Raw genomic sequence first — 20693 nt, 5'->3', positions numbered from 1 at the left:
TTATATACTGATTTGGACTGTTTTTTTATGATTAAAAAGATGAACGTGTTATTCAATTCAGGAGGTGTTTGATCATGAAACGCACATATCAACCAAATAATAGAAAGCGCAGTAAAGTACACGGCTTCCGTGCTCGCATGTCGACTAAAAACGGACGTAAAGTTTTAGCTCGCCGTCGTCGCAAAGGAAGAAAGACTTTATCTGCTTAGGCCACTGAATTTCTATCAGTGGTCTTTTTTCAGACTTATATACATAGATCGTTTCGAGCTAGGATGATATACGTTGAAGAAAGCCTATCGAGTGAAGAAGAATGAAGAAATCCAGTATATATTGAACCACGGGGAATCTTTCGCGAATCGCCAGCTGGTTCTTTATTATTTGAAAAAAGATGGTCAAGACCATTTTCGAATCGGTTTGTCTGTAGGAAAGAAATTAGGAAATGCTGTAACTAGAAATCAAATTAAACGTTATTTGAGGGAAGCCTTCAAGCATTTAGAGGATAAGATTGATCCTTCTTACGATTTTGTAGTAATTGCAAGAAAACCTACTAATGAAATGGATTTCCATGGTATAAAGAAAAGTCTGAGTCATTTAATGAAGAGAACTAACATGTTTCGTCAATAAATGATCGAAATTCTTATGGTAATAACGAATATAACAATGGTAGAATACGAAATAGATGCATGTTTATAAAAAGAAAGTTCACGTTCAAGCGTGATTGGTAATTTCGTTAGGAGGAAATGCAAGTGCGTAAAAGAATTTTACTCATCGTTGCATTAATAGGTGTAGCTGTCTTTCTATCAGGCTGTACCGAAATTAATGAACCGATTACACCAGATAGTGAAGGGATATGGAATAAATATTTCGTTTATCCTCTTTCATTTTTAATTACTTATATAGCTGAAGATATTTTCAATCATGGTTTTGGTGCGGCAATTGTCATTGTAACGATCTTGCTTCGTACATTGATTCTACCGCTTAATATCAAGCAGTTGAAATCATCACAAGCAATGCAAATGATTCAACCAGAATTAAAAGAAATCCGTGCAAAATATTCATCAAAAGACCAACAAACACAGCAAAAGCTTCAGCAGGAGACGATGTCGCTCTTCCAAAGACACGGCGTCAATCCACTGGCTGGTTGTTTACCAATCATCGTACAGATGCCGATATTGATTGCCTTTTATCATGCAATCGTACGTACGGATGAAATTCAAGAATATAGTTTCTTATGGTTCCAATTAGGGGAACCAAGTTATATACTCGCTTTCATTACACTGGCAACTACTTACGCACAACAGAAGATCATGATGGCTGGGACTCCAGCTGCAGATAACCCGCAAATGCAAATTATGTTATACTTACTACCAGTAATGATTGGTGTGTTTGCGATTTTCTTCCCAGCAGCATTAGCACTGTACTGGGTCGTAGGTAACTTCTTTATGATTGTTCAAACGCTATTTATTCGTCGACCGATGATGAAGCAATTTGAAGAGAATAATGAAGGAGCGAAGAAAAAGTGAGAGAAATAACGGCTAGTGGTCTAACAGTTGAAGAGGCAAAACAGAATGCATTAGAGCAATTGGAACTAACAGAAGATCAAGTTACTTTTGAAATTATCGATGAAGGTAAAAAAGGAATTTTAGGCGTATTCGGTGCTAAAAGAGCTTATATCAAAGTAACCGAGATAGTAGATCGTCTAAAAGAAGGTGAATTCTTTCTTGAGCAAGTGACTCGAGAGATGAATGCTGAGGTGGAAATCAGAGCTGCTAAATCAGAGGGTGAGATCATCTATGAATTAGTAGGAGATAAGATTGCTCTTTTAATAGGAAAGAGGGGTCAAACTCTAAATGCCCTGCAATACTTGACGCATTTAGTAGTAAACAATAACCAGTCAGAATACTATACGGTTGTTGTTGATGCTGAAAACTATCGAGCTCGCCGAAAAGAAACCCTTGAACAGTTAGCGAATAAGCTAGCTCAGAAGGCTTTGACTTTAGGAAAAGAAGTCAAGATTGAACCAATGCCTTCATTCGAAAGAAAAATCATTCATAATGCACTTCACGACCACGAGAACGTTTCGACCGCTTCGGAAGGAAAAGATCCTAACCGACATGTCGTTATTAAACCTCATAACAAATAATATAGTGCCCGCTCTTAAACTTTGTTAGTTGGAGCGGGCTTTTTGATGCAATAAAATGGTAAATAATTTTGCTTCTCTTTTTCCACAATATATGTTATTGTTTTTAGTTAGGAATTCACAGAAATGAAGGGAGTGAAGGTTATGGAACAAGACACAATTTCAGCTATCTCGACTCCGATTGGAGAAGGAGCCATCGCTATTGTACGCTTGAGTGGTGATGAAGCTTTTTCAATAGCCAATCGTATTTTTTCGGGTAAAGATCTAGAAGATGTAGACTCTCATACGATTCATTATGGAAGTTTAAAGGATCCAAAGACAAATGAAAAAGTAGAAGAAGTGATGGTTTCGGTCATGCGTGCTCCAAAAACCTTCACTCGTGAAGATATTATAGAAATAAACTGTCACGGCGGAATGGTTTCCGTTAATCGTGTCTTACAGTTAGTGCTACGTGAAGGAGCTAGGTTAGCAGAACCAGGTGAATTTACGAAAAGAGCATTTCTAAACGGGCGTATCGATTTATCACAAGCGGAAGCAGTCATGGATCTCATCCGTTCCAAAACAGATCGGGCAATGTCAGTTGCTTTGAAACAGATGGATGGACGGTTATCTCATTTGATTCGCACTTTAAGACAGGAATTGATCGAAACTGTGGCGCACGTGGAAGTGAATATTGATTATCCTGAATACGATGATGTTGAAGAAATGACCAATACTATGTTGGTTGAGAAAGCTTCGTATGTGCAAAAAGAGATTAAGAAAATACTTCAAACAGCCAAGCAAGGGAAGATACTAAGGGAAGGCATTGCTACGGCAATCATTGGAAGACCGAATGTCGGTAAGTCTTCTCTATTGAATGTGCTTGCCCATGAAAATAAAGCAATAGTAACCGAAATCCCAGGTACGACACGTGATGTCATTGAGGAATATGTGAATGTTCGCGGGGTACCATTGCGCCTGATTGATACTGCTGGTATTCGTGAAACGGAAGATATCGTTGAAAAGATTGGTGTAGAACGATCTCGTCAGGCTTTACAAGATGCTGATCTTATATTGCTTGTTTTGAATGGTAGTGAAGAGTGGACAAAAGAAGATGAAGCATTATTTGAAGCTGCGAAAGATCTAGACGTCATCGTGTTAATCAATAAAACGGACTTAGAACAGAAGATTGACATGGAAGCTGTCAAAAAAGCGGCAGGGGACTTTCCGATCATCACGACCTCTTTACTTGAAGAACAAGGAATTGATCGTTTAGAAGAAAGTATTGCCGAAACATTTTTTGAAGGAGAAATTGATAGTGGTGACTTAACCTATGTATCGAACGTACGCCACATACAATTACTCGAACAAGCTGAAAAGTCTCTTGATGATGCATTAGAAGGAATCGAATTGGACATGCCACTTGATCTTGTCCAAATTGATATCACGAGAACTTGGGAGCTCTTAGGCGAAATTATTGGTGACAACGTAAACGAGTCACTGATCGATCAATTATTCTCCCAATTCTGTTTAGGAAAATAAATACGTTTCGAAATATATATAGAAGGAGGTCATCAACATGTATGATGCAGGACGTTATGATGTCATAGTTATTGGTGCTGGACATGCAGGTGTAGAAGCAGGGATGGCCGCAGCCAAGCGTGGAGCAAAAACGCTGATGTTAACCCTTAATTTAGATTTAATCGCTTTTATGCCATGTAATCCATCAGTTGGTGGACCAGCAAAAGGTGTAGTTGTAAGAGAAATTGATGCATTAGGTGGATGGATGGGTAAGACGATCGATAAAACCCACATTCAAATGCGTCTGTTAAATACAAGTAAAGGACCAGCTGTAAGAGCTTTACGAGCTCAAGCTGATAAAGTTCTATATCAGCAAGAAATGAAGCGCGTCATCGAAAACCAGGAAAACCTGACACTTCGTCAAGGTATGGTAAAAGAATTAGTCGTTGAAGATGGAAAATGTAAAGGTGTCATAACTGAAACAAAAGCTCGTTACTTGGCAGACACGGTGATTGTTACTACCGGAACATTCATGCGTGGAAAAGTTCTTATTGGAGATATCGAGTATGAAAGTGGACCTAATAACCAGCGTTCAACGGTTGATTTATCAGAACAACTTGAAGAACTTGGCTTAGAAATGGTTCGTTTTAAGACGGGAACACCACCAAGAGTGAATAGTCACACGATCGATTACTCCAAAACGGAAATTCAGCCGGGTGATGATGTGCCGCGTGCATTTTCATATGAAACTACTGAATATATCACCGATCAAATTCCTTGCTGGCTGACGTATACTGGGGAGTTCACTCATCAGATAATTGATGATAACTTATCAAAATCAGCTATGTACTCAGGTGCAGAAAGAGGGACAGGTCCAAGATATTGTCCTTCAATCGAAGATAAAGTCGTACGCTTCAATGATAAGCCTAGACACCAGATCTTCTTAGAACCTGAAGGTAGAAAAACGGATGAAGTGTACGTCCAAGGGCTTTCAACTTCTCTTCCTGAAGATGTTCAAAATAAATTATTAGAAACAATTCCAGGATTAGAGAAGGCAGAAATCATGAGAGCTGGTTATGCTATTGAGTATGATGCAGTAGTACCAACTCAACTATGGCCTACTTTAGAGACTAAGCTTATTGATGGGTTATTTACTGCCGGTCAGATCAATGGAACATCAGGCTATGAAGAAGCGGCAGCACAAGGAATAATGGCAGGAATTAATGCTGCAGCAAAAGCACTAGATAAGGAAACACTTATTTTAGACCGTTCACAAGCTTATATCGGTGTACTCATTGATGATTTAGTAACAAAAGGAACAGAAGAACCTTATCGACTATTAACATCAAGAGCAGAGTACCGCTTATTACTACGTCATGACAATGCGGATCTTCGTCTAACTGACTTGGGCTACCAAATGGGTCTAATTTCTGAAGAAAGATATGGTCAATTCAATGATAAGAAACAATCAATTGAACAAGAAATAAAAAGATTGGAATCTACGATCATCAAGCCTTCTGAAGAAGTTCAACAGGTAATTGAACAATTAGGTGGTTCACAATTGAAAGATGGCGTACGAGCTGCCGACCTTTTGAAAAGACCAGAGGTTAAATACTCGACAATCAAGCAATTAGTACCTGCAAATACTGAATTAAATGATGAAGTGGAAGAACAAGTTGAAATTCATATAAAATACGCAGGCTATATCAAAAAATCTAATCAGCAAGTAGAACGTATGCGTAAAATGGAAGATAAAAAAATCCCAGATCATATCGACTACGATGATATTCAAGGGATAGCAACGGAAGCTAGAGAAAAATTGAAAACAGTCCGTCCTTTATCTGTCGGTCAGGCTTCAAGAATTTCAGGTGTGAATCCTGCCGATGTTTCGATTTTACTTGTTTATATAGAACAAGGTGTATCACGAAAAGCTTCGAATGAATAGAGGTTGCTTATGGATATTCAAGAATTTGAAAAACATCTGAATCAACACAATATATCATTGTCAGATCATCAAAAAGAACAATTCAACAACTATTATGAGTTATTAGTTGAATGGAACCAAAAAATGAATCTGACAGCAATTACAGAAAAAGAAGAAGTGTATTTGAAGCACTTTTACGATTCTGTCTCTGTAGCATTTTATTATGATTTCAATAAAGAACTATCTGTTTGTGATGTTGGTGCTGGAGCGGGGTTTCCATCGATCCCGCTCAAAATTTTGTTTCCACATATCCACGTCACTATCGTAGACTCATTAAAAAAACGGATCACCTTTTTGAATCATCTAGCTGATCAACTAGGATTATCTGGTGTGGCTTTTTACCACGATCGAGCAGAGAACTTCGGCAAAGATCAAAAGTTTAGAGAAACGTTTGATATGGTTATATCAAGAGCTGTTGCGCGAACATCTGTTCTAAGTGAGTTGTGTCTTCCGCTTGTACGTGTAGGTGGAGACTTTATTATGATGAAATCGGCTAATTTTGAAGAAGAAAAGAAAAACGGAGAGCTTGCCGTACAGACTCTCGGAGGAGAATTCAGCGAGACCCATTCGTTCAATCTTCCAGTGGAAGAAAGCGAAAGAAACATTGTAATTGTCGAAAAAAGAAGAAAAACATCGAAGAAATATCCTCGAAAAGCTGGATTACCTAATAAGGAGCCGATTGAACCCTAGTAGATTCACATTTATTGTGCTGTCGGGCTTTTTAGCCCTTCAGTTACTTTAAATTTCTCTTTATTTACTTAATAGAAATGTGATAAAATAGAAGAAGAGCAATAGACTTCGTATTATTTAGATTAATTTGATGAGGAATGAAATGTTTCACGTGAAACATTTCTTTTTTTAACAAATGAGAGATTTATAACATTGAGACAAATCGAATCTATTCATTCTACATAATTATGAAATGATTGATTGAAAGTGGGTGCTAAATAATGAGTTCCTTGAGTAAATTATTCGGTAAAAGTGAATCAAAATCTGGCGAACAGACTGAGAAGAACAATGAAGTCATGGATATAAAGGTAGAATTGATTCAACCCAACCAATATCAACCTAGAACAATCTTTGATGATCAGAAGATTAGTGAACTAGCTCAAACCATTCATACTCATGGTATGATTCAGCCGATTGTTCTTAGAAAATTGGAAGATGAAGAGAACTATGAGCTTATTGCCGGAGAAAGAAGATGGAGAGCTGTTCAGACGCTAGGGTGGGAGCACATTCCGGCGATCGTCAAAAATATGACTGATACAGAAACAGCATCTGTGGCTTTAATTGAAAATTTACAACGTGAAGAGTTGACTGTAATTGAAGAAGCAATTGCTTACGACCAGCTGCTACATACTCACGGGTTGACTCAAGAAGCCTTAGCTCAACGGTTAGGAAAAAGCCAATCGACCATTGCGAATAAGTTGAGGTTATTAAAGCTTCCAAGTGTAGTTCAGCAAGCATTGTTGAACAAACAAATAACAGAACGTCATGCTCGCGCATTAATCGCATTGAAAGACGAGCAGCAACAAGAAGAGATACTTAAGCTGATCATTGATCAACATTTAAATGTAAAGCAAACGGAAGAAGCAATTCACGAGTTGCAATATCCGAAAGAGGAAGAAGAGAAAAAGAAGCCTAAACCTAGAATGCAAGGGGTTTCTAAAGATGTTCGCATCGCATTGAATACTATTCGTCAGTCCCTGAATATGGTGGCGGACTCTGGTATGAATGTAGAAACGGAAGAAGAAGATTCGGACGATTTCTATCAAATAACTATTAAGATCCCTAAAAAGTAAGAAGAAGTTGAATGTCAATTAACCTGGCGTAAGGATTTCTCCTTTGAAGGCATTTGTTCACACAAGTTTTCCTAGGGGGTTAACCTTACGCTTTTTTTGGTTGAGTAGGTACGAATACATCTACAAATTACTGTATTTGAGAGTTCATTTTATAATTTAGGACTTTTTTCTTTTTGATTAATCTAACAAATAGCTTCATTGCATGATAAAATAATAATATTGAATATTAAGAGTAGGCAGGTGACAACATGGGCAAAGTCATAGCCATTGCGAATCAAAAAGGTGGGGTTGGGAAAACAACTACTGCCGTGAATTTAAGTGCATGTTTATCAAATGCAGGTAATAAAGTTTTATTGATAGATATAGACCCTCAGGGGAATGCAACAAGTGGAATCGGTATTAATAAAGGTGAAGTCTCAACTTGTATCTATGACATTCTTATTGAAGAGGAAGATGCGAAGGCTGCTTGCGTCCCTTCGAATGTACCTAACTTAGATGCAATCCCAGCAACGATCCAATTAGCTGGTTCAGAGATTGAACTTGTACCTACAATTTCACGGGAATTAAGACTACGAAAAGCATTAGAGAGTGTGCGAGATGATTATGATTACATAATTATTGACTGTCCACCGTCTTTAGGCTTGTTAACATTAAATGCGCTAACAGCAGCAGATAGTGTATTGATTCCTGTACAGTGTGAGTACTATGCGTTAGAAGGATTAAGCCAATTACTAAACACAGTTCGTTTAGTACAAAAGAGATTGAATCAAAATTTGGCGATAGAAGGCGTACTTTTAACAATGTTGGATGCACGTACAAACTTAGGTCTGCAAGTAATCGAGGAAGTCAAAAAGTACTTTCAAGATAAAGTATTCAAAGCGATTATACCTAGGAATGTGCGTTTAGGAGAAGCTCCAAGTCATGGGGAACCAATAATATCCTATGATCCAAAATCCCGTGGTGCAGAAGTTTATAGCGACCTAGCGAAGGAAGTGATGGCAAATGGCCAGAGGGTTGGGTAAAGGTATTAATGCTTTATTTCAGGATGTGGACTTCAATCAAGAGAATGTTCAAGACGTTCCCTTAGTAGAGTGTCGTCCGAATCCATATCAGCCTAGAAAAGTTTTTGAAGCTGATGCTATTGAGGAACTGAAAGATTCTATTCTCCAATATGGTATTTTGCAGCCTATTATTGTGAGAAAGTCACTCAAAGGTTATGAAATTGTAGTTGGTGAAAGAAGGTTCAGAGCTTCTAAAGAGGCCGGTTTAGAGACAATTCCTGCAGTTGTTAGGGAATTGACGGATGAACAGATGATGGAGCTTGCTTTATTGGAAAATCTTCAAAGAGAAGACTTGAACCCGATGGAGGAAGCCGAGGCATATGAAAAATTAATTCATGAACTGAATATCCGACAAGATGAGCTGGCTACTCGCTTAGGTAAAAGTAGACCACATATCGCGAATATGATCAGATTATTATCGCTCCCAGATAAGGTTCGTGCTATGATTAATAGCAAAGAAATTTCTATGGGTCACGGCAGAGCATTATTAGCCATCAAAGAAAATGATGAGATGTTGCTAGTAGCTGATAAAATAAGAAAAGAACATCTTAATGTCAGACAAACTGAACAACTTATTGCGCGATTAAACGAAAAGCCTACTAAAAAGAAAAAGCCTAAAAAGAAAGATGTATTTATCACCTCAAAAGAAAGTGAATTAAGAGATACATTAGGAACGGGCGTCTCTATACAACAAGGTAAACGCAAAGGTAAGATCGAAATTGAGTTTTTTGATAGAGATGACTTAGACCGTATTCTTGATCTTTTAGTTCAATCAGAAAAATAAAGATGAAAGTTGGAAGCCCGCCAATGGCGGGTTTCATTTTATACTTCAAGGCCGTTTTTAAAGGGAGAAAGAAGCGATAAATAAAGCCTTCACTATTATGCATCAGAAATGTTTCACGTGAAACATCACGAATACAGCTTGAGGAATAGGTTAAGAATTACAATAGAAATGGTATTATTATATGTAAAAAAGAAAACATGAACTACAGATGAATTGTAAAATGTTCCACGTGAAACATTTGAGTTTTCGATTAAATTATTAGTTATAATGGATGACAAAAATACATAAACAAGGTTCAAGAAGTAGGTGGTAAGATGGAACTTTTAGGTCCAATAGTTAATGGTATAGGAATTATTCTTGGAACATTAATAGGATTGTTTTTCACAAGAATTCCCGAGAGAATAAAAGAAACGATTATGAGTGGCATAGGGTTAACAGTCATAATCATTGGTATTTCTATGGGGTTAGCTTCTGATCGAATCATAGTTGTGTTATTAAGTTTATTAACTGGAGCCATTATTGGTGAAGGAATTGATTTGGATGAAAAGTTAAACCGAATAGGAGCACATTTAGAGGTGAGGTTCAAAAAGCCTGGAAGTAACTCTCGAATAGCAGAAGGCTTTGTGACAGCATCGTTGATTTTTGTTATAGGGGCTTTAGCCGTGCTAGGTGCTTTAGATAGTGGTTTGAGAGGGGACCATGAGATCTTGTTTACAAAAGCATTGATTGACGGTTTCGTTGCTCTTGTACTAACTACTACATTAGGAATTGGTGTTATCTTCTCAGCATTACCAGTAGTATTATATGAAGGAACAATCGCTTTGTTTGCTACCCAAATTGATCGATTCGTTTCTGAGTCTTTCTTAGATATGTTTATAGAAGACATGACATCAACAGGTGGCCTTTTGATCGTTGCCATTGGTTTGAACTTGTTGAAAATAACCAATATTAGAGTAGCAAACCTACTACCTAGTATTTTAACAGTGGGGATCATATTATTTTTCTATTTACAAATACAGAATTGGTTACAGTGATAGATTTTCATTTAAGTCTTTGAAATGTTTTTTCTTAAATGCAATTCAAATAGATAAACACCTCTTGAAATGACTTGTGCTAACTGCATGACATCATAGAGCTTGGTGCTTTGCAAAACACTATGTTCTAAGAACCCTCCAACATTCACATATCCTTTTATATAAATATCACCCACGGGTGATATTTTCTTTTTGAGAGCTGCCCCAGGAAGAAGACCTCCAAGACCGCATTCAACAGAACCCACATTTTTAAGGGATCCAAGAGAAGCATCAATGGCTACGATGAAAGGGGAGGGGGACATTTTTTCAATACTTAATATTGCTTCATGTAAATTCATCGCATGAACTGGACGCTCAAGAGTCCCGAGAACTTTTATGTGTTGCATTCTTTTTTCTTGTAAATTCGTTCCTACTAACGGACCAAGGCTATCACCGGTTGATCGATCGGTCCCAATACATAAAACGACAATTGATTGGGTTGTAGGGACATGTTCAATTAAGTAATTTTTCAATTTTATATATGCTAGGCGATCGTCTATAAATATACGATTATCGTGCTTCCCGGTAGTCGTAGGCATAGTTGGGCCCCCTTGTACATATTTTTAATAGTATATATGTAAAGTGGAGCTTTTATACATGCTGATGGAGGTAACCTATGAAAAACGGATTAAGATGGATCGGGTTAATTATTGCAACTATGATAGGAGCAGGGTATGCATCTGGTAGAGAGATATGGCAGTTTTTCGGCTATGAAAGTGGACTAGCCATTCTAATTTTTGCTGTATTATTTGGAGTTAGTTGTTATGTAATATTGAGTGTCAGCTTTCAGTTGAAATCAGAGCATTATTTACCAGTATTACAATCACTCATAGGGAAGAGGTTAGCACGGTTTTATGATTGGTTGATATTAACCTATTTGTTCACTACTTTATTTGTAATGATTTCGGGAAGTGGAGCAACATTTACTATATTTAATTTTTCTTATTTAACGGGAATCATGATCATTTTCATTCTCATTGGATTGGTTATCCCGAGAGGTATTGATGGTATACTATCGGTTAATAGATTTTTGCTTCCTTTATTAATTGTAGGGCTAGGATTAATTTTGATTTTATTTATCTATCAGGAACATATACACCCGTTCCATGATCTTAAGAAGCAAGGAAACTGGAGTTCATCGATCCCGTTCACTTCACTGAACGTGGCAGCCATTATTGCGGTAATCGGTGCTATAGGAAAAGAAATCAAAAGTCGAACAGAAATTATAGTGGCAAGTATCGGAAGTGCCGTGATACTAGGGATTATCTCGTTTCTCTATAACACTAGTTTAACACACGTTGCTGACCAACTACTAATATTTGAGATACCTTTGTTCGCTATTTTGAACGGATACCCGTTTCAATTATTTTTGATTATGGCATTGTTGTTGTGGTTTGCGATCTATACGACAGCTTTAACTAGTTTATTCGCATTAACCTCAAGGCTGAAAGAGTATACGGATATTGGTGGTGGTAAACTAGGATTCATCGCTTTATTATCTGCTCTACCTTTCACCTTCTTCGGCTTTTCGAAATTAATTGCTTATCTATACCCTCTATATGGTTTGTTGAATTTATATATTCTTTTCGCCATTTTGATTTTCCCACTAACCAAACGCGCACACAACGCGAAAGTCTGATAAAATAATGTATATATATTGGTTAGTTAAGGAAAGTGATAGGTATATGGACGAAATTAAAAACTGGTGGGATGAGGCAATAACTTATCTTATTAATGAGGGAATACTGGCCCTAATAGGATTCAAATTTTTGAGAATTGTACTTATAATCATTTTAGCTATTATTGTGACTAAAGTAGGCAAAAGAATTATTCAAAAGATATTCAGTAGAAGAGATGAAGGTCCATTTCGAATTACTGAAAGAAGAGAACAGACTTTATCCAAGTTATTGGAGAATGTTTTAAGGTATGTTGTATATTTTGTAGCAGCGATTATGATACTTGAAACCTTCAATTTTCAAGTAGGGGCGCTTCTCGCTGGTGCAGGTATCGCCGGACTAGCAATCGGCTTTGGTGCACAGAATTTAGTGAAGGATATCATCACCGGCTTTTTCATCATATTTGAAGATCAATTCTCTGTTGGAGATTACGTTCGAATAGGTGGACATGAGGGAACTGTTGAACAAATAGGTATGAGAACTACTCGGGTAAAGAGTTGGACCGGGGAATTGTTTGTCATTCCAAATGGTAATATCCAAGAGGTAACGAATTACTCTATCTATAACAGTATTGCAGTGGTAGATGTAAGTATTTCATACGAAGGAAAGATTAATGAAGCAGAAAGAGCCCTGGAAGGATTGTTAGAAGAAGTCTTCGATCAATATGATGAATTGGTGACCAAGCCAGAGTTGCTTGGTGTTCAAAATCTAGGGAATTCCGATGTTGTTCTTCGAGTGATTGCTGAAACCCACCCGATGATGCACTGGTTTATGGGTAGAGAACTACGTAAAGTCATTAAAAACCGCTTTGATGAACAAAATATCGAGATTCCATTCCCTCGACTTGTCATGTATTCCAGACACGAGGAAGAGGAACAAGATAAAATAGAAGACCCGAACAAAATTGATGATCGTAAGGAGTGATCCCTGTGGCAGATAAAAATTACGACTTAAATGATATAGTAGAAATGAAAAAGGCGCATCCATGTGGCGTGAATGAGTGGAAAATTATTCGAATGGGCATGGATATCCGAATCAAATGCCAAGGGTGTAACCACAGTGTGATGATTCCAAGAAGAGAATTCGATAAAAAAATGAAAAAAATTATAAAAAAATCAGAGTGAAAATTCGTTTCATGTGAAACATTTCTACAGATCATCCAATTAAATCATCTTTTTATGGAAACAAGGGCTTTAAAAGCTCTTGTTTTTTTGATATCTTAACAGGTTGTCAATTGCTCGATTAATCAATATAATTGATATGACTAATCTTGAATGATTGGGTAAGCACTTAAGGAGTGAAAAATCAATGTCATTAACTGCAGGAATCGTTGGTTTACCGAATGTAGGGAAATCAACGTTATTTAATGCGATTACACAAGCTGGGGCGGAAGCAGCAAATTATCCGTTCGCTACAATCGACCCGAATGTGGGTATCGTTGAAGTTCCAGATAATCGCTTGAATAAATTAACGGAATTAGTAAAGCCGAAGAAGACTGTACCAACAACTTTCGAATTCACAGACATTGCTGGAATTGTAGAAGGTGCAAGTAAAGGAGAAGGTTTAGGTAACCAGTTCCTATCGCATATTAGACAAGTTGATGCAATTTGTCATGTGGTTCGTTGTTTTGCTGATGACAACGTAACGCATGTGTCTGGAAAAGTTGACCCGATTTCTGATATAGAGACGATTAATCTAGAATTGATCTTAGCTGATTTAGAAACGGTCATGAAAAGATATGATCGAGTTGCGAAATTAGCAAAACAGAAAGATAAAGATGCTGGATACGAATTTGAGGTATTAGAAAAGTTGAAAGATGCCTTTGAGGAAGAAAAACCAGCAAGAGCGATTGAATTTACTAAAGAACAAATGAAATTCGTCAAGTCACTACATCTTCTGACGATTAAGCCAATACTTTATGTAGCGAATGTAGGAGAAGATGAACTGCTTGATGTTGAGGGAAATGAGAATGTACAAAAAGTGAAGGATTTCGCTTCTAATGAAGGAGCAGAGGTTATTACTGTTTGTGCGAAGATTGAGTCTGAGATTGCAGAGCTTGATGGGGAAGAAAAAGAGATGTACCTTGAAGAGCTAGGAATTGAGGAGTCAGGATTAGATCAGTTGATTAAAGCAACATATCACATGCTGGGACTAGCAACTTATTTTACAGCAGGTGAACAAGAGGTTCGTGCTTGGACCTTCAGAGTTGGTATGACAGCACCTCAAGCTGCAGGTATTATTCATACAGACTTTGAACGTGGGTTTATCCGTGCTGAAACTGTTACCTATGATGAACTGGTTGAAAAAGGATCGATGGCAGGCGCCAGAGAAAACGGCAAAGTACGCTTAGAAGGAAAAGAATACCTCGTCAAAGATGGCGATGTCATCCATTTCCGTTTTAACGTATAAATCAGGTTAAGATTAAGGGTTGAACAGAAGCATCATATTTGGTATACTTTTTAGATGTGAGTAATGAGATAGAATCATTTACTCCTTGCTCTATGAACCACATAGGGCCGCTAAGACCAAGAGGAGGTGAAGACGGATGAATAAATACGAAATCATGTACATCATCCGCCCAGACATGGAGGAGGAAGCACGTAAAGCTGTAATCGAAAGATTCTCAGGTGTGCTCTCTGACAACGGCGCGGAAGTTGAAGAAGTAGATGAATGGGGTTCTCGTCGCCTAGCTTATGAAATTAACGACTATCGTGATGGATATTACGTAGTTCTTAAATTCACAGGTGATGAAACTGCAATTCAAGAATTCGATCGTTTAGCGAAGTTCTCAGACGATGTGATTCGTCACATGACGACTGTACGCGAAAACGAATAATAAGGAGTGTTTGATGTGTTGAATCGTGTCGTTTTAGTAGGTAGATTAACCAAAGACCCTGATCTACGATATACCCCGAACGGTGTGGCAGTTGCGAATTTCACAATCGCTGTCAATCGACCTTTTTCTAACCAACAAGGCAACCGTGAAGCGGATTTCATAAATTGCGTTATTTGGAGACGTCCAGCAGAAAACCTTGCGAATTACATGGGTAAAGGAAGCATGGTTGGAGTTGACGGAAGAATTCAAACTCGTAATTTTGAAGGACAAGATGGTAAGCGTGTCTTTATGACAGAAGTTGTAGCAGATAGTGTTCAATTTCTCGAATCTAAAGGCTCACCACAGGGCGGACAAGGTTCAGCAAGCGGAAACGCATCAAACCAAGCACAACCACAAAATCAAAACGATAATAGAGGCGGTTACCAACAAGGTCAACCAGCCAAGGAGGATAATCCATTTTCTGAAAGCGGAGAACCCGTTGACTTATCAGATGATGATCTACCCTTCTAAAATCAAGTAACAATTAAGGAGGTATGCTCAATGGCACGTCGTGGACGTAAGCGTAAAAAGGTTTGTTATTTCAAAGCGAATAACATCACGCATATTGACTATAAAGACGTTGATCTTCTAAAGCGTTTCGTTTCTGAGCGTGGTAAAATTTTACCTCGCCGTGTAACTGGAACTTCTGCAAAATATCAGCGTAAATTAACAAGAGCCATCAAGCGCTCAAGACAAATGGCATTACTACCATTTGTAAGCGGAGAATAATAAATGAAATCCTCGAGGCAATCGTCTCGAGGATTTTTTTATGGCATAAAGTATTGGATTTGAAGGTATAGCTATCCCTCTCAGAACAAAACAACCTTACGCATCGAACTACAATAAGTTATCTTCCGTCCTTATACAAACTGTGATTTTTTTATCGAAGTTGATTCACTCCAACCATAAAGGTGCTGCACTTTTCTTGAATTAGTTAATTCAAACTACCGCCATGTTTTATTTCAACTTCTATAGAAGGTTCTATGGTTAGGTTACTGAAGTCTTCTTCCCAGTTCATATCTTTCCACTCATTGTAATGGAAGGCTTCGGCTCTTCTTCCTAAACCGAACACGTCACTATTAGCTTCTTGTAACTTATTGAATATCTTCGTCATATCTTCTTCAAGAATCTTTTTTAAATCATCTTTTATATTAAGTATAGTAGATGTTTCACTTAAGTGATCAAGAGGGTACTCAGAAATTTTAACTGTGAATGTAAAGTCAAGCATGATTTTCTTTTCATCTAGTTGATATTGAATATCTCTTTTGCTTTTCATTACATCAATGGTTATATAATTCAAAAAGTCGTCTTCATGTTCATCAGTGAGCTTGCGTGTGATGCGGGCAGACTTTCCTTTATATCCGCTCATTAGCATTAGAAGAAGTGCTTCATCTGATGTAAGTACCTCTCCTGTAAATGAGCGACCATGGAAAAGTCCTAATCCTTGGTATTTGACACTCTTGCTTTGCTCGTCTAATTCTAAATAAGGCAAAACGAAATCTTGACCAGGCTCAAACAATTCTGCGCAAAGAAGTTGCAAGTTATCGTTAGAGTAATGAGTTGATTCCATTGCTGCGTGAATTAATCCAAGGAAGTACTCACTCGGATTACTTTCATTTGATACTTGTTGACTCAATGCCTCACCCGCTTTTCCTTTAACAATAGCGACCTTTGAATTCAAATTACTTCTTGGGTTCCTATAAAAGGCATCAAGCATAGGATAAATATCTCGTTTCGCAAGCTCCTCACCGATTAAAATCACTTCTAATACTGAAGGATCTATTCTTTTAGATATCATTAAATCCAGTTCATTCCGAAGCGCCAATGCAGTTGTAGCTTTCGTGTTAAATAACTGTATTTCTTCTTCTTGGGCAGATTCCTGACCTCCAGTTACAGAAGGTATAATTACTGAGGTTTCGATATTATGTGAGTCAGACCGATCATAAGCCGCAGTGGTAATTATTTTTTTGTTCTTAAATGGTTTTTGATCCCAGCATCCAGTCAATAAAAATAAACATACTATTAATGAGATGTACTTATGGGAATTCTTCATTACTTGCCCCCCGGACTTAGTTTTTTTCTAAGAATAATCGATGCGACTAAAATGATCAGTGGAAAAGCAACCGAAAAAAAGTAGTCAGCATTTGTAATCCACGTAGTATAGGTCTTCTTGTTTTCAGCGTTAATGGGGGGAATGACGCATATTAAGAAGATTATAACGCTACATACTCCAAGGACCCACCCGCGTTTTTTAGCTTGAATCGTGGCTTTTAAACTTATGTTTGCTAAATATAGAAAAGTCCCAAATGATGTTGCAACTGAAACGATCCATATCGTTAAAAATAATAGGTCAATCCGCGCAACAACAGGCAGCTCAAACGCTTTAAGCATATACAATACAGGCTGAGGGATAAGATCAATTTCGACTGTGCCGAAAAAGGTGAAAGATACAAAAACTGTAAAAGCATAAATGCCAAAAACAAACCAAATCGCTGCAGACATAGTAGCTAGTTTTTGTTTGGAATTTGCACGAACATATTTTGAAATAAACAATACAATGATGAAACCCATAAATGATAAACCCGCACTATGCATTCCTTTTATGATAGGAGTGACACCTTGTTTGCCGATTGGGAATAAGTAGATTAAATCAATATGAGGTAACACATATACTAGTAAAATAACGAGCACCACTATGAATGCTGATAAAAAAGTGTATATTCTAGCGATAACAGAAATCGAGCTTGAAACCAAATAAGTTCCAATAATAATCATCAGTAGGATCAAAACCCAAGAAGGGGTCTCGGGAAGTATCCAGATATTTAAAATTTCACTATATAAGATTAAAACCAAAGCTGAGATCGCTAAGAAATAAATGGTGTACGTAAAGTTGATAATCCTACCGATGATTTTACCGAACGCGAATTCATTGAAGGTTAGTAGATCATCATTAGGAAATCTCTTAGTCAATATCCAAAAAAATATTATGACAATCTGAAGAATCAGACATGCTCCTAATAAAGAAATCCACCCATCTTGCTTGGCCACTGTGTGTAAATCATAAGGTAGCGAGAGAACACCCACACCTATCTGCGTCTGTACAATGAAAAAAAAGAACTGAGACTTTGAAATGTGATGCTGACGATCACTCATTCATATCCCACTTTCTAGAACGACGGGTGATGACACTTTTTTTCGCATAATTATCAGTTGGTCGTCTATTCATCTTAAAGAGTGGTATGCGCACAAAAGTGTCTTTTAAGTCTTTGAGTCTAAAAGGAGTCATAGGAGCAAAATATGGTGTGCCTAATGATGTCAATCTCGCAAGGTGAATGAGTAATGCAAGGAAACCGAAAGCGATGCCTACGAACCCGAATGTTCCAGCTAGTATAATAAGTGGAAAAGTTAAAACCCTTAAAGTAGTACTCATTTCGTTAGATGGGACGACGAATGACGCTAATGCTGTAAGTGCAATGACGACGACCACCAAATTAGAGACCAATCCCGCCTTTACTACCGCATCTCCAATAACTAACCCTCCAACAATACCGATTGTTTGACCGACTGGAGAAGGGAGGCGCATACCGGATTCCCTGATCAGTTCAATGACGATAACCATTACAAGTGCTTCTATTAAAGGAGGGTAGGGGATGTCGTTTATTGAAGCCTTCACCGGTAAAAGTAAGTCTGAAGGAATTACCTCAAAGTGAAATCCAACTACGGCAATATATATAGCGGGTAGTCCAATCGCAATCAAGAAACTGGTTAAGCGTATCAACCGTAAAAAAGTACCTGAAGTCCACCGGTTATTATAGTCATCAGTAGTTTGGTAGAAAGCGAAGAATGACACTGGTGTTAATAAGCATGTTGGACTACCTTCGGCTAAAATTGCGATTCGACCTTCTAATATATTTGCTTCTACACGATCTGGTCTTTCTGTATTTAATAATTGAGGAAACGGTGACATTGGCTCATCTTCAATGAACTCTTCGATATAACCTGGACTGAACAACATATCAGCATCAATGCTTTGAATACGTCTTTCCACCTCTTTGACGTGTTCATCATTTACTAGGCTATTCATAAATACAACCGCAATCTTAGTAGAAGTTTCTGTACCTTTATCGAAATAATGTACAGTTAAATCGCTATCATTCATCCTTTTTCTAAGAAGGTTTAGATTCACCATCAGGTTCTCTATAAAACCCTCATGGGAGCCCCTGACGACTCGTTCATTAGCTGGTTCATCTACATTCCGGTTATTACTGTCTGTAACAGGAATAATTTTGATTTCCGCAACATGGTCTTTTAACAATAACGTATGACCCATTAATAATGAGTTGCAAGCCCTGTACAGATCATGTGAAACTCTTGCAGGAGACAAATCAAATGTATCTAGGTTTTGACTGAGTTCTATCGGCTTAAATATCCGGTCTTGCATTTTATCTTGATCAACTAAAGATTCGAAATAAATAAGTGTAGCATCAATTTTTTTGATTTTCCTGACCTTCAAATCATCCGAGTTATTGAATTCATTAACGATAAAGTCTATATTTTTATCTAAAGATCGGGTGACTTTTATTGAAGGTCTTTCGGTACGTGGTTTTTGTGCAGAATTAGGTTTTTGGTTGTTTCTTCTCTTGAAAAACATAACGACACACCTTCTTTTCATGTGCGATTAGTATGCTTCAATGATGGCAAATTTATTATTAATTACCTGTATAAAACTCCAAGTAATGAATTCCTTTCACAACTTATCTTTAGTTGGTAGAATAGAGAAAGGTCTATGAAGAGAAGAAGAAGGTGCAAAATAAAGATGAATCAATCGAAACAATTAACTGAAGGTGCTGTATTTGCTGCTATCTTCATCGTTATTCTGACAATGACGTTTTTTATACCATTATCAAAAATAGTCACGATATTTTTACTACCAGTGCCTTTCGTTATATATACAGCCAGGCATGGTTGGAAACCTGCCGTCATAGTATTCATTGTTGCTATGTTGATCGGGGCAATTTTGCTATCGGTAGTTTCGATCCCATTTACATTATTTATGGGGCTAGGCGGGATTGCGATCGGTTCTGCAATTAATGAACAGAGAAAAGCCTACGAAACGTGGGCGAGGGGAACATTGGGCTTTACATTAGGTTTAGCATTGATTTATGTGTTCACTCAATTCTTTTTAAATATCAACTGGATGGAAGAGATCCGGCGAGCCCTTGAACGTTCATTCGAAACCTTGCAAGTTCTTTTTGAACAAGTGGGTCAGACCGTTGACGAAGAAACATTAGAAATCGTCAGAGATCAAATGGAAAGTTTCGTTTACCTGATACCTACGGGGATTGTCATCATAGGGGTGGCATTTGCTTTCATTACTCAGTGGATTAGTTACCGTATTCTTAATCGTTTACATAAAGAGAAGAACTCTTTTCCACCTTTCAAAGATTTTCGTCTGCCTACATCCATCATATGGATTTATTTTGCTGGAATCATCCTGACGTGGATATATACTGAACCAACTGATAGCCTGTATTTGGTTGCAACGAATGTCTACACTTTGGCAGGCTTATTAATAGTGATCCAAGGGTTATCCTTTGCCTTTTTCTTTACGAATTACAAGAAATGGTCTAAAGCGATACCGATCACTTTAACGGTTTTATTTGTTCTATTTCCTTTTTTGTTACTTTATCCATTCCGAATTTTAGGTATAATTGATTTAGGCTTTCAACTTAGGGATCGACTGGTCTCTAAGAAATAAATGTATGATAAATATCGTCAATCTGTCGGGAGATGACATG

Annotated in this window: 23 protein-coding genes; 19 read left to right on the top strand and 4 right to left on the bottom strand. The window is 37.6% G+C overall.

Annotated features, from left to right (window positions below):
- The first annotated feature begins 74 nt into the window (after nucleotides 1-74).
- The 11 genes from rpmH (at nucleotide 75) to CEY16_RS11915 (ending at nucleotide 10305) form a co-directional block, all read left to right on the top strand.
- Nucleotides 75-209: a 50S ribosomal protein L34 gene (gene rpmH, locus CEY16_RS11965; protein WP_101332266.1), complete on the top strand. Its 135-nt coding sequence runs from the start codon at nucleotides 75-77 to the stop codon at nucleotides 207-209.
- 73 nt (nucleotides 210-282) lie between these two features.
- Nucleotides 283-624: a ribonuclease P protein component gene (gene rnpA / locus CEY16_RS11960; RefSeq protein ID WP_101332265.1), complete on the top strand. Its 342-nt coding sequence runs from the start codon at nucleotides 283-285 to the stop codon at nucleotides 622-624.
- Between the two features lie 122 nt (nucleotides 625-746).
- The gene (gene spoIIIJ, locus CEY16_RS11955) at nucleotides 747-1523 is read left to right on the top strand and encodes a YidC family membrane integrase SpoIIIJ (RefSeq protein ID WP_101332264.1); all 777 of its coding nucleotides are present in this window, start codon (nucleotides 747-749) and stop codon (nucleotides 1521-1523) included.
- Nucleotides 1520-2143, top strand: a complete 624-nt coding sequence (jag, locus tag CEY16_RS11950; RefSeq protein ID WP_101332263.1) for an RNA-binding cell elongation regulator Jag/EloR — start codon at nucleotides 1520-1522, stop codon at nucleotides 2141-2143. Before spoIIIJ ends, jag begins: the two co-directional genes overlap by 4 nt.
- Nucleotides 2144-2284: 141 nt before the next feature.
- Nucleotides 2285-3661 carry a tRNA uridine-5-carboxymethylaminomethyl(34) synthesis GTPase MnmE gene (gene mnmE, locus CEY16_RS11945; protein ID WP_101332262.1) on the top strand — a complete coding sequence of 459 codons (1377 nt, stop codon included), beginning with the start codon at nucleotides 2285-2287 and terminating at the stop codon, nucleotides 3659-3661.
- Between the two features lie 37 nt (nucleotides 3662-3698).
- On the top strand, nucleotides 3699-5585 hold the full coding sequence (gene mnmG, locus CEY16_RS11940) for a tRNA uridine-5-carboxymethylaminomethyl(34) synthesis enzyme MnmG (protein WP_101332261.1): 1887 nt from the start codon (nucleotides 3699-3701) through the stop codon (nucleotides 5583-5585).
- A 9-nt stretch (nucleotides 5586-5594) separates the two neighbouring features.
- Nucleotides 5595-6314 (top strand): 16S rRNA (guanine(527)-N(7))-methyltransferase RsmG, encoded by a 720-nt coding sequence (rsmG, locus tag CEY16_RS11935; RefSeq protein WP_101332260.1) that lies wholly within the window; start codon nucleotides 5595-5597, stop codon nucleotides 6312-6314.
- Between the two features lie 257 nt (nucleotides 6315-6571).
- Nucleotides 6572-7426, top strand: a complete 855-nt coding sequence (gene noc, locus CEY16_RS11930) for a nucleoid occlusion protein (protein ID WP_238378846.1) — start codon at nucleotides 6572-6574, stop codon at nucleotides 7424-7426.
- A gap of 248 nt (nucleotides 7427-7674) precedes the next feature.
- Nucleotides 7675-8448, top strand: coding sequence for a ParA family protein (locus CEY16_RS11925; protein ID WP_101332258.1), 774 nt, complete (start codon nucleotides 7675-7677; stop codon nucleotides 8446-8448).
- Nucleotides 8429-9271 (top strand): ParB/RepB/Spo0J family partition protein, encoded by an 843-nt coding sequence (locus tag CEY16_RS11920; protein WP_101332257.1) that lies wholly within the window; start codon nucleotides 8429-8431, stop codon nucleotides 9269-9271. The genes CEY16_RS11925 and CEY16_RS11920 overlap by 20 nt, the downstream gene beginning before the upstream one ends.
- 314 nt (nucleotides 9272-9585) lie before the next feature.
- A complete protein-coding gene (locus tag CEY16_RS11915; RefSeq protein ID WP_101332256.1) occupies nucleotides 9586-10305 on the top strand; it encodes a DUF554 domain-containing protein in 720 nt (239 codons plus the stop codon).
- Between the two features lie 11 nt (nucleotides 10306-10316).
- On the opposite strand, the gene yyaC is transcribed toward CEY16_RS11915, so the two are convergent.
- On the bottom strand, nucleotides 10317-10883 hold the full coding sequence (gene yyaC / locus CEY16_RS11910; RefSeq protein WP_101332255.1) for a spore protease YyaC: 567 nt from the start codon (nucleotides 10881-10883) through the stop codon (nucleotides 10317-10319).
- Between the two features lie 77 nt (nucleotides 10884-10960).
- Between yyaC and CEY16_RS11905 the strand changes: the two genes are divergently transcribed.
- From CEY16_RS11905 to rpsR, 7 genes are all read left to right on the top strand, one after another.
- The gene (locus CEY16_RS11905; RefSeq protein WP_101332254.1) at nucleotides 10961-11983 is read left to right on the top strand and encodes a YkvI family membrane protein; all 1023 of its coding nucleotides are present in this window, start codon (nucleotides 10961-10963) and stop codon (nucleotides 11981-11983) included.
- 46 nt (nucleotides 11984-12029) lie between these two features.
- Entirely contained in the window at nucleotides 12030-12944 is a 915-nt protein-coding gene (locus CEY16_RS11900; RefSeq protein ID WP_101332253.1) for a mechanosensitive ion channel family protein, read from the top strand.
- Between the two features lie 5 nt (nucleotides 12945-12949).
- Nucleotides 12950-13144, top strand: a complete 195-nt coding sequence (locus CEY16_RS11895; RefSeq protein WP_101332252.1) for a DUF951 domain-containing protein — start codon at nucleotides 12950-12952, stop codon at nucleotides 13142-13144.
- A gap of 184 nt (nucleotides 13145-13328) precedes the next feature.
- Nucleotides 13329-14429: a redox-regulated ATPase YchF gene (gene ychF / locus CEY16_RS11890; protein WP_101332251.1), complete on the top strand. Its 1101-nt coding sequence runs from the start codon at nucleotides 13329-13331 to the stop codon at nucleotides 14427-14429.
- Between the two features lie 136 nt (nucleotides 14430-14565).
- Nucleotides 14566-14856 carry a 30S ribosomal protein S6 gene (gene rpsF / locus CEY16_RS11885; protein ID WP_101332250.1) on the top strand — a complete coding sequence of 97 codons (291 nt, stop codon included), beginning with the start codon at nucleotides 14566-14568 and terminating at the stop codon, nucleotides 14854-14856.
- A gap of 15 nt (nucleotides 14857-14871) precedes the next feature.
- The gene (gene ssb / locus CEY16_RS11880) at nucleotides 14872-15366 is read left to right on the top strand and encodes a single-stranded DNA-binding protein (RefSeq protein ID WP_101332249.1); all 495 of its coding nucleotides are present in this window, start codon (nucleotides 14872-14874) and stop codon (nucleotides 15364-15366) included.
- 30 nt (nucleotides 15367-15396) lie between these two features.
- Nucleotides 15397-15624 carry a 30S ribosomal protein S18 gene (rpsR, locus tag CEY16_RS11875; RefSeq protein ID WP_101332248.1) on the top strand — a complete coding sequence of 76 codons (228 nt, stop codon included), beginning with the start codon at nucleotides 15397-15399 and terminating at the stop codon, nucleotides 15622-15624.
- Nucleotides 15625-15829: 205 nt separating this feature from the next.
- Here the strand turns inward: rpsR and CEY16_RS11870 are convergent, their stop codons facing one another.
- From CEY16_RS11870 to CEY16_RS11860, 3 genes are read right to left on the bottom strand one after another with little or no spacing between them, the layout of a single operon-like run.
- Nucleotides 15830-16948, bottom strand: a complete 1119-nt coding sequence (locus CEY16_RS11870) for a Ger(x)C family spore germination protein (RefSeq protein WP_101332247.1) — start codon at nucleotides 16946-16948, stop codon at nucleotides 15830-15832.
- Entirely contained in the window at nucleotides 16948-18048 is a 1101-nt protein-coding gene (locus CEY16_RS11865; protein WP_101332246.1) for a GerAB/ArcD/ProY family transporter, read from the bottom strand. Before CEY16_RS11865 ends, CEY16_RS11870 begins: the two co-directional genes overlap by 1 nt.
- Nucleotides 18041-19546, bottom strand: a complete 1506-nt coding sequence (locus CEY16_RS11860) for a spore germination protein (RefSeq protein ID WP_162297933.1) — start codon at nucleotides 19544-19546, stop codon at nucleotides 18041-18043. Before CEY16_RS11860 ends, CEY16_RS11865 begins: the two co-directional genes overlap by 8 nt.
- Nucleotides 19547-19711: 165 nt before the next feature.
- Here CEY16_RS11860 and CEY16_RS11855 point away from each other — a divergent pair, with 165 nt between their 5' ends.
- Entirely contained in the window at nucleotides 19712-20653 is a 942-nt protein-coding gene (locus tag CEY16_RS11855; protein WP_162297932.1) for a YybS family protein, read from the top strand.
- Nucleotides 20654-20693 lie beyond the last annotated feature (40 nt).

It is taken from the genome of Halalkalibacillus sediminis (genome assembly GCF_002844535.1).
GTDB classification, from domain to species: Bacteria; Bacillota; Bacilli; order Bacillales; family Alkalibacillaceae; genus Halalkalibacillus_A; species Halalkalibacillus_A sediminis.
Note: the sequence above shows the minus strand (reverse complement) of the source record. Positions and strands in the feature narration are given on the sequence as shown.

Excerpts from the sequence above, each read along its gene's own strand:
- CEY16_RS11905 (WP_101332254.1), top strand. The coding sequence starts at position 10,961 with ATGAAAAACGGATTAAGATGGATCGGGTTAATTATTGCAACTATGATA.
- CEY16_RS11870 (WP_101332247.1), bottom strand. The coding sequence starts at position 16,948 with ATGAAGAATTCCCATAAGTACATCTCATTAATAGTATGTTTATTTTTA.
- CEY16_RS11860 (WP_162297933.1), bottom strand. The coding sequence starts at position 19,546 with ATGTTTTTCAAGAGAAGAAACAACCAAAAACCTAATTCTGCACAAAAA.
- CEY16_RS11855 (WP_162297932.1), top strand. The coding sequence starts at position 19,712 with ATGAATCAATCGAAACAATTAACTGAAGGTGCTGTATTTGCTGCTATC.
- yyaC (WP_101332255.1), bottom strand. The coding sequence starts at position 10,883 with ATGCCTACGACTACCGGGAAGCACGATAATCGTATATTTATAGACGAT.
- rpsF (WP_101332250.1), top strand. The coding sequence starts at position 14,566 with ATGAATAAATACGAAATCATGTACATCATCCGCCCAGACATGGAGGAG.
- CEY16_RS11915 (WP_101332256.1), top strand. The coding sequence starts at position 9,586 with ATGGAACTTTTAGGTCCAATAGTTAATGGTATAGGAATTATTCTTGGA.
- CEY16_RS11925 (WP_101332258.1), top strand. The coding sequence starts at position 7,675 with ATGGGCAAAGTCATAGCCATTGCGAATCAAAAAGGTGGGGTTGGGAAA.
- CEY16_RS11900 (WP_101332253.1), top strand. The coding sequence starts at position 12,030 with ATGGACGAAATTAAAAACTGGTGGGATGAGGCAATAACTTATCTTATT.
- ychF (WP_101332251.1), top strand. The coding sequence starts at position 13,329 with ATGTCATTAACTGCAGGAATCGTTGGTTTACCGAATGTAGGGAAATCA.
- rpsR (WP_101332248.1), top strand. The coding sequence starts at position 15,397 with ATGGCACGTCGTGGACGTAAGCGTAAAAAGGTTTGTTATTTCAAAGCG.
- rpmH (WP_101332266.1), top strand. The coding sequence starts at position 75 with ATGAAACGCACATATCAACCAAATAATAGAAAGCGCAGTAAAGTACAC.
- rsmG (WP_101332260.1), top strand. The coding sequence starts at position 5,595 with ATGGATATTCAAGAATTTGAAAAACATCTGAATCAACACAATATATCA.
- CEY16_RS11920 (WP_101332257.1), top strand. The coding sequence starts at position 8,429 with ATGGCCAGAGGGTTGGGTAAAGGTATTAATGCTTTATTTCAGGATGTG.
- mnmE (WP_101332262.1), top strand. The coding sequence starts at position 2,285 with ATGGAACAAGACACAATTTCAGCTATCTCGACTCCGATTGGAGAAGGA.
- mnmG (WP_101332261.1), top strand. The coding sequence starts at position 3,699 with ATGTATGATGCAGGACGTTATGATGTCATAGTTATTGGTGCTGGACAT.
- CEY16_RS11865 (WP_101332246.1), bottom strand. The coding sequence starts at position 18,048 with ATGAGTGATCGTCAGCATCACATTTCAAAGTCTCAGTTCTTTTTTTTC.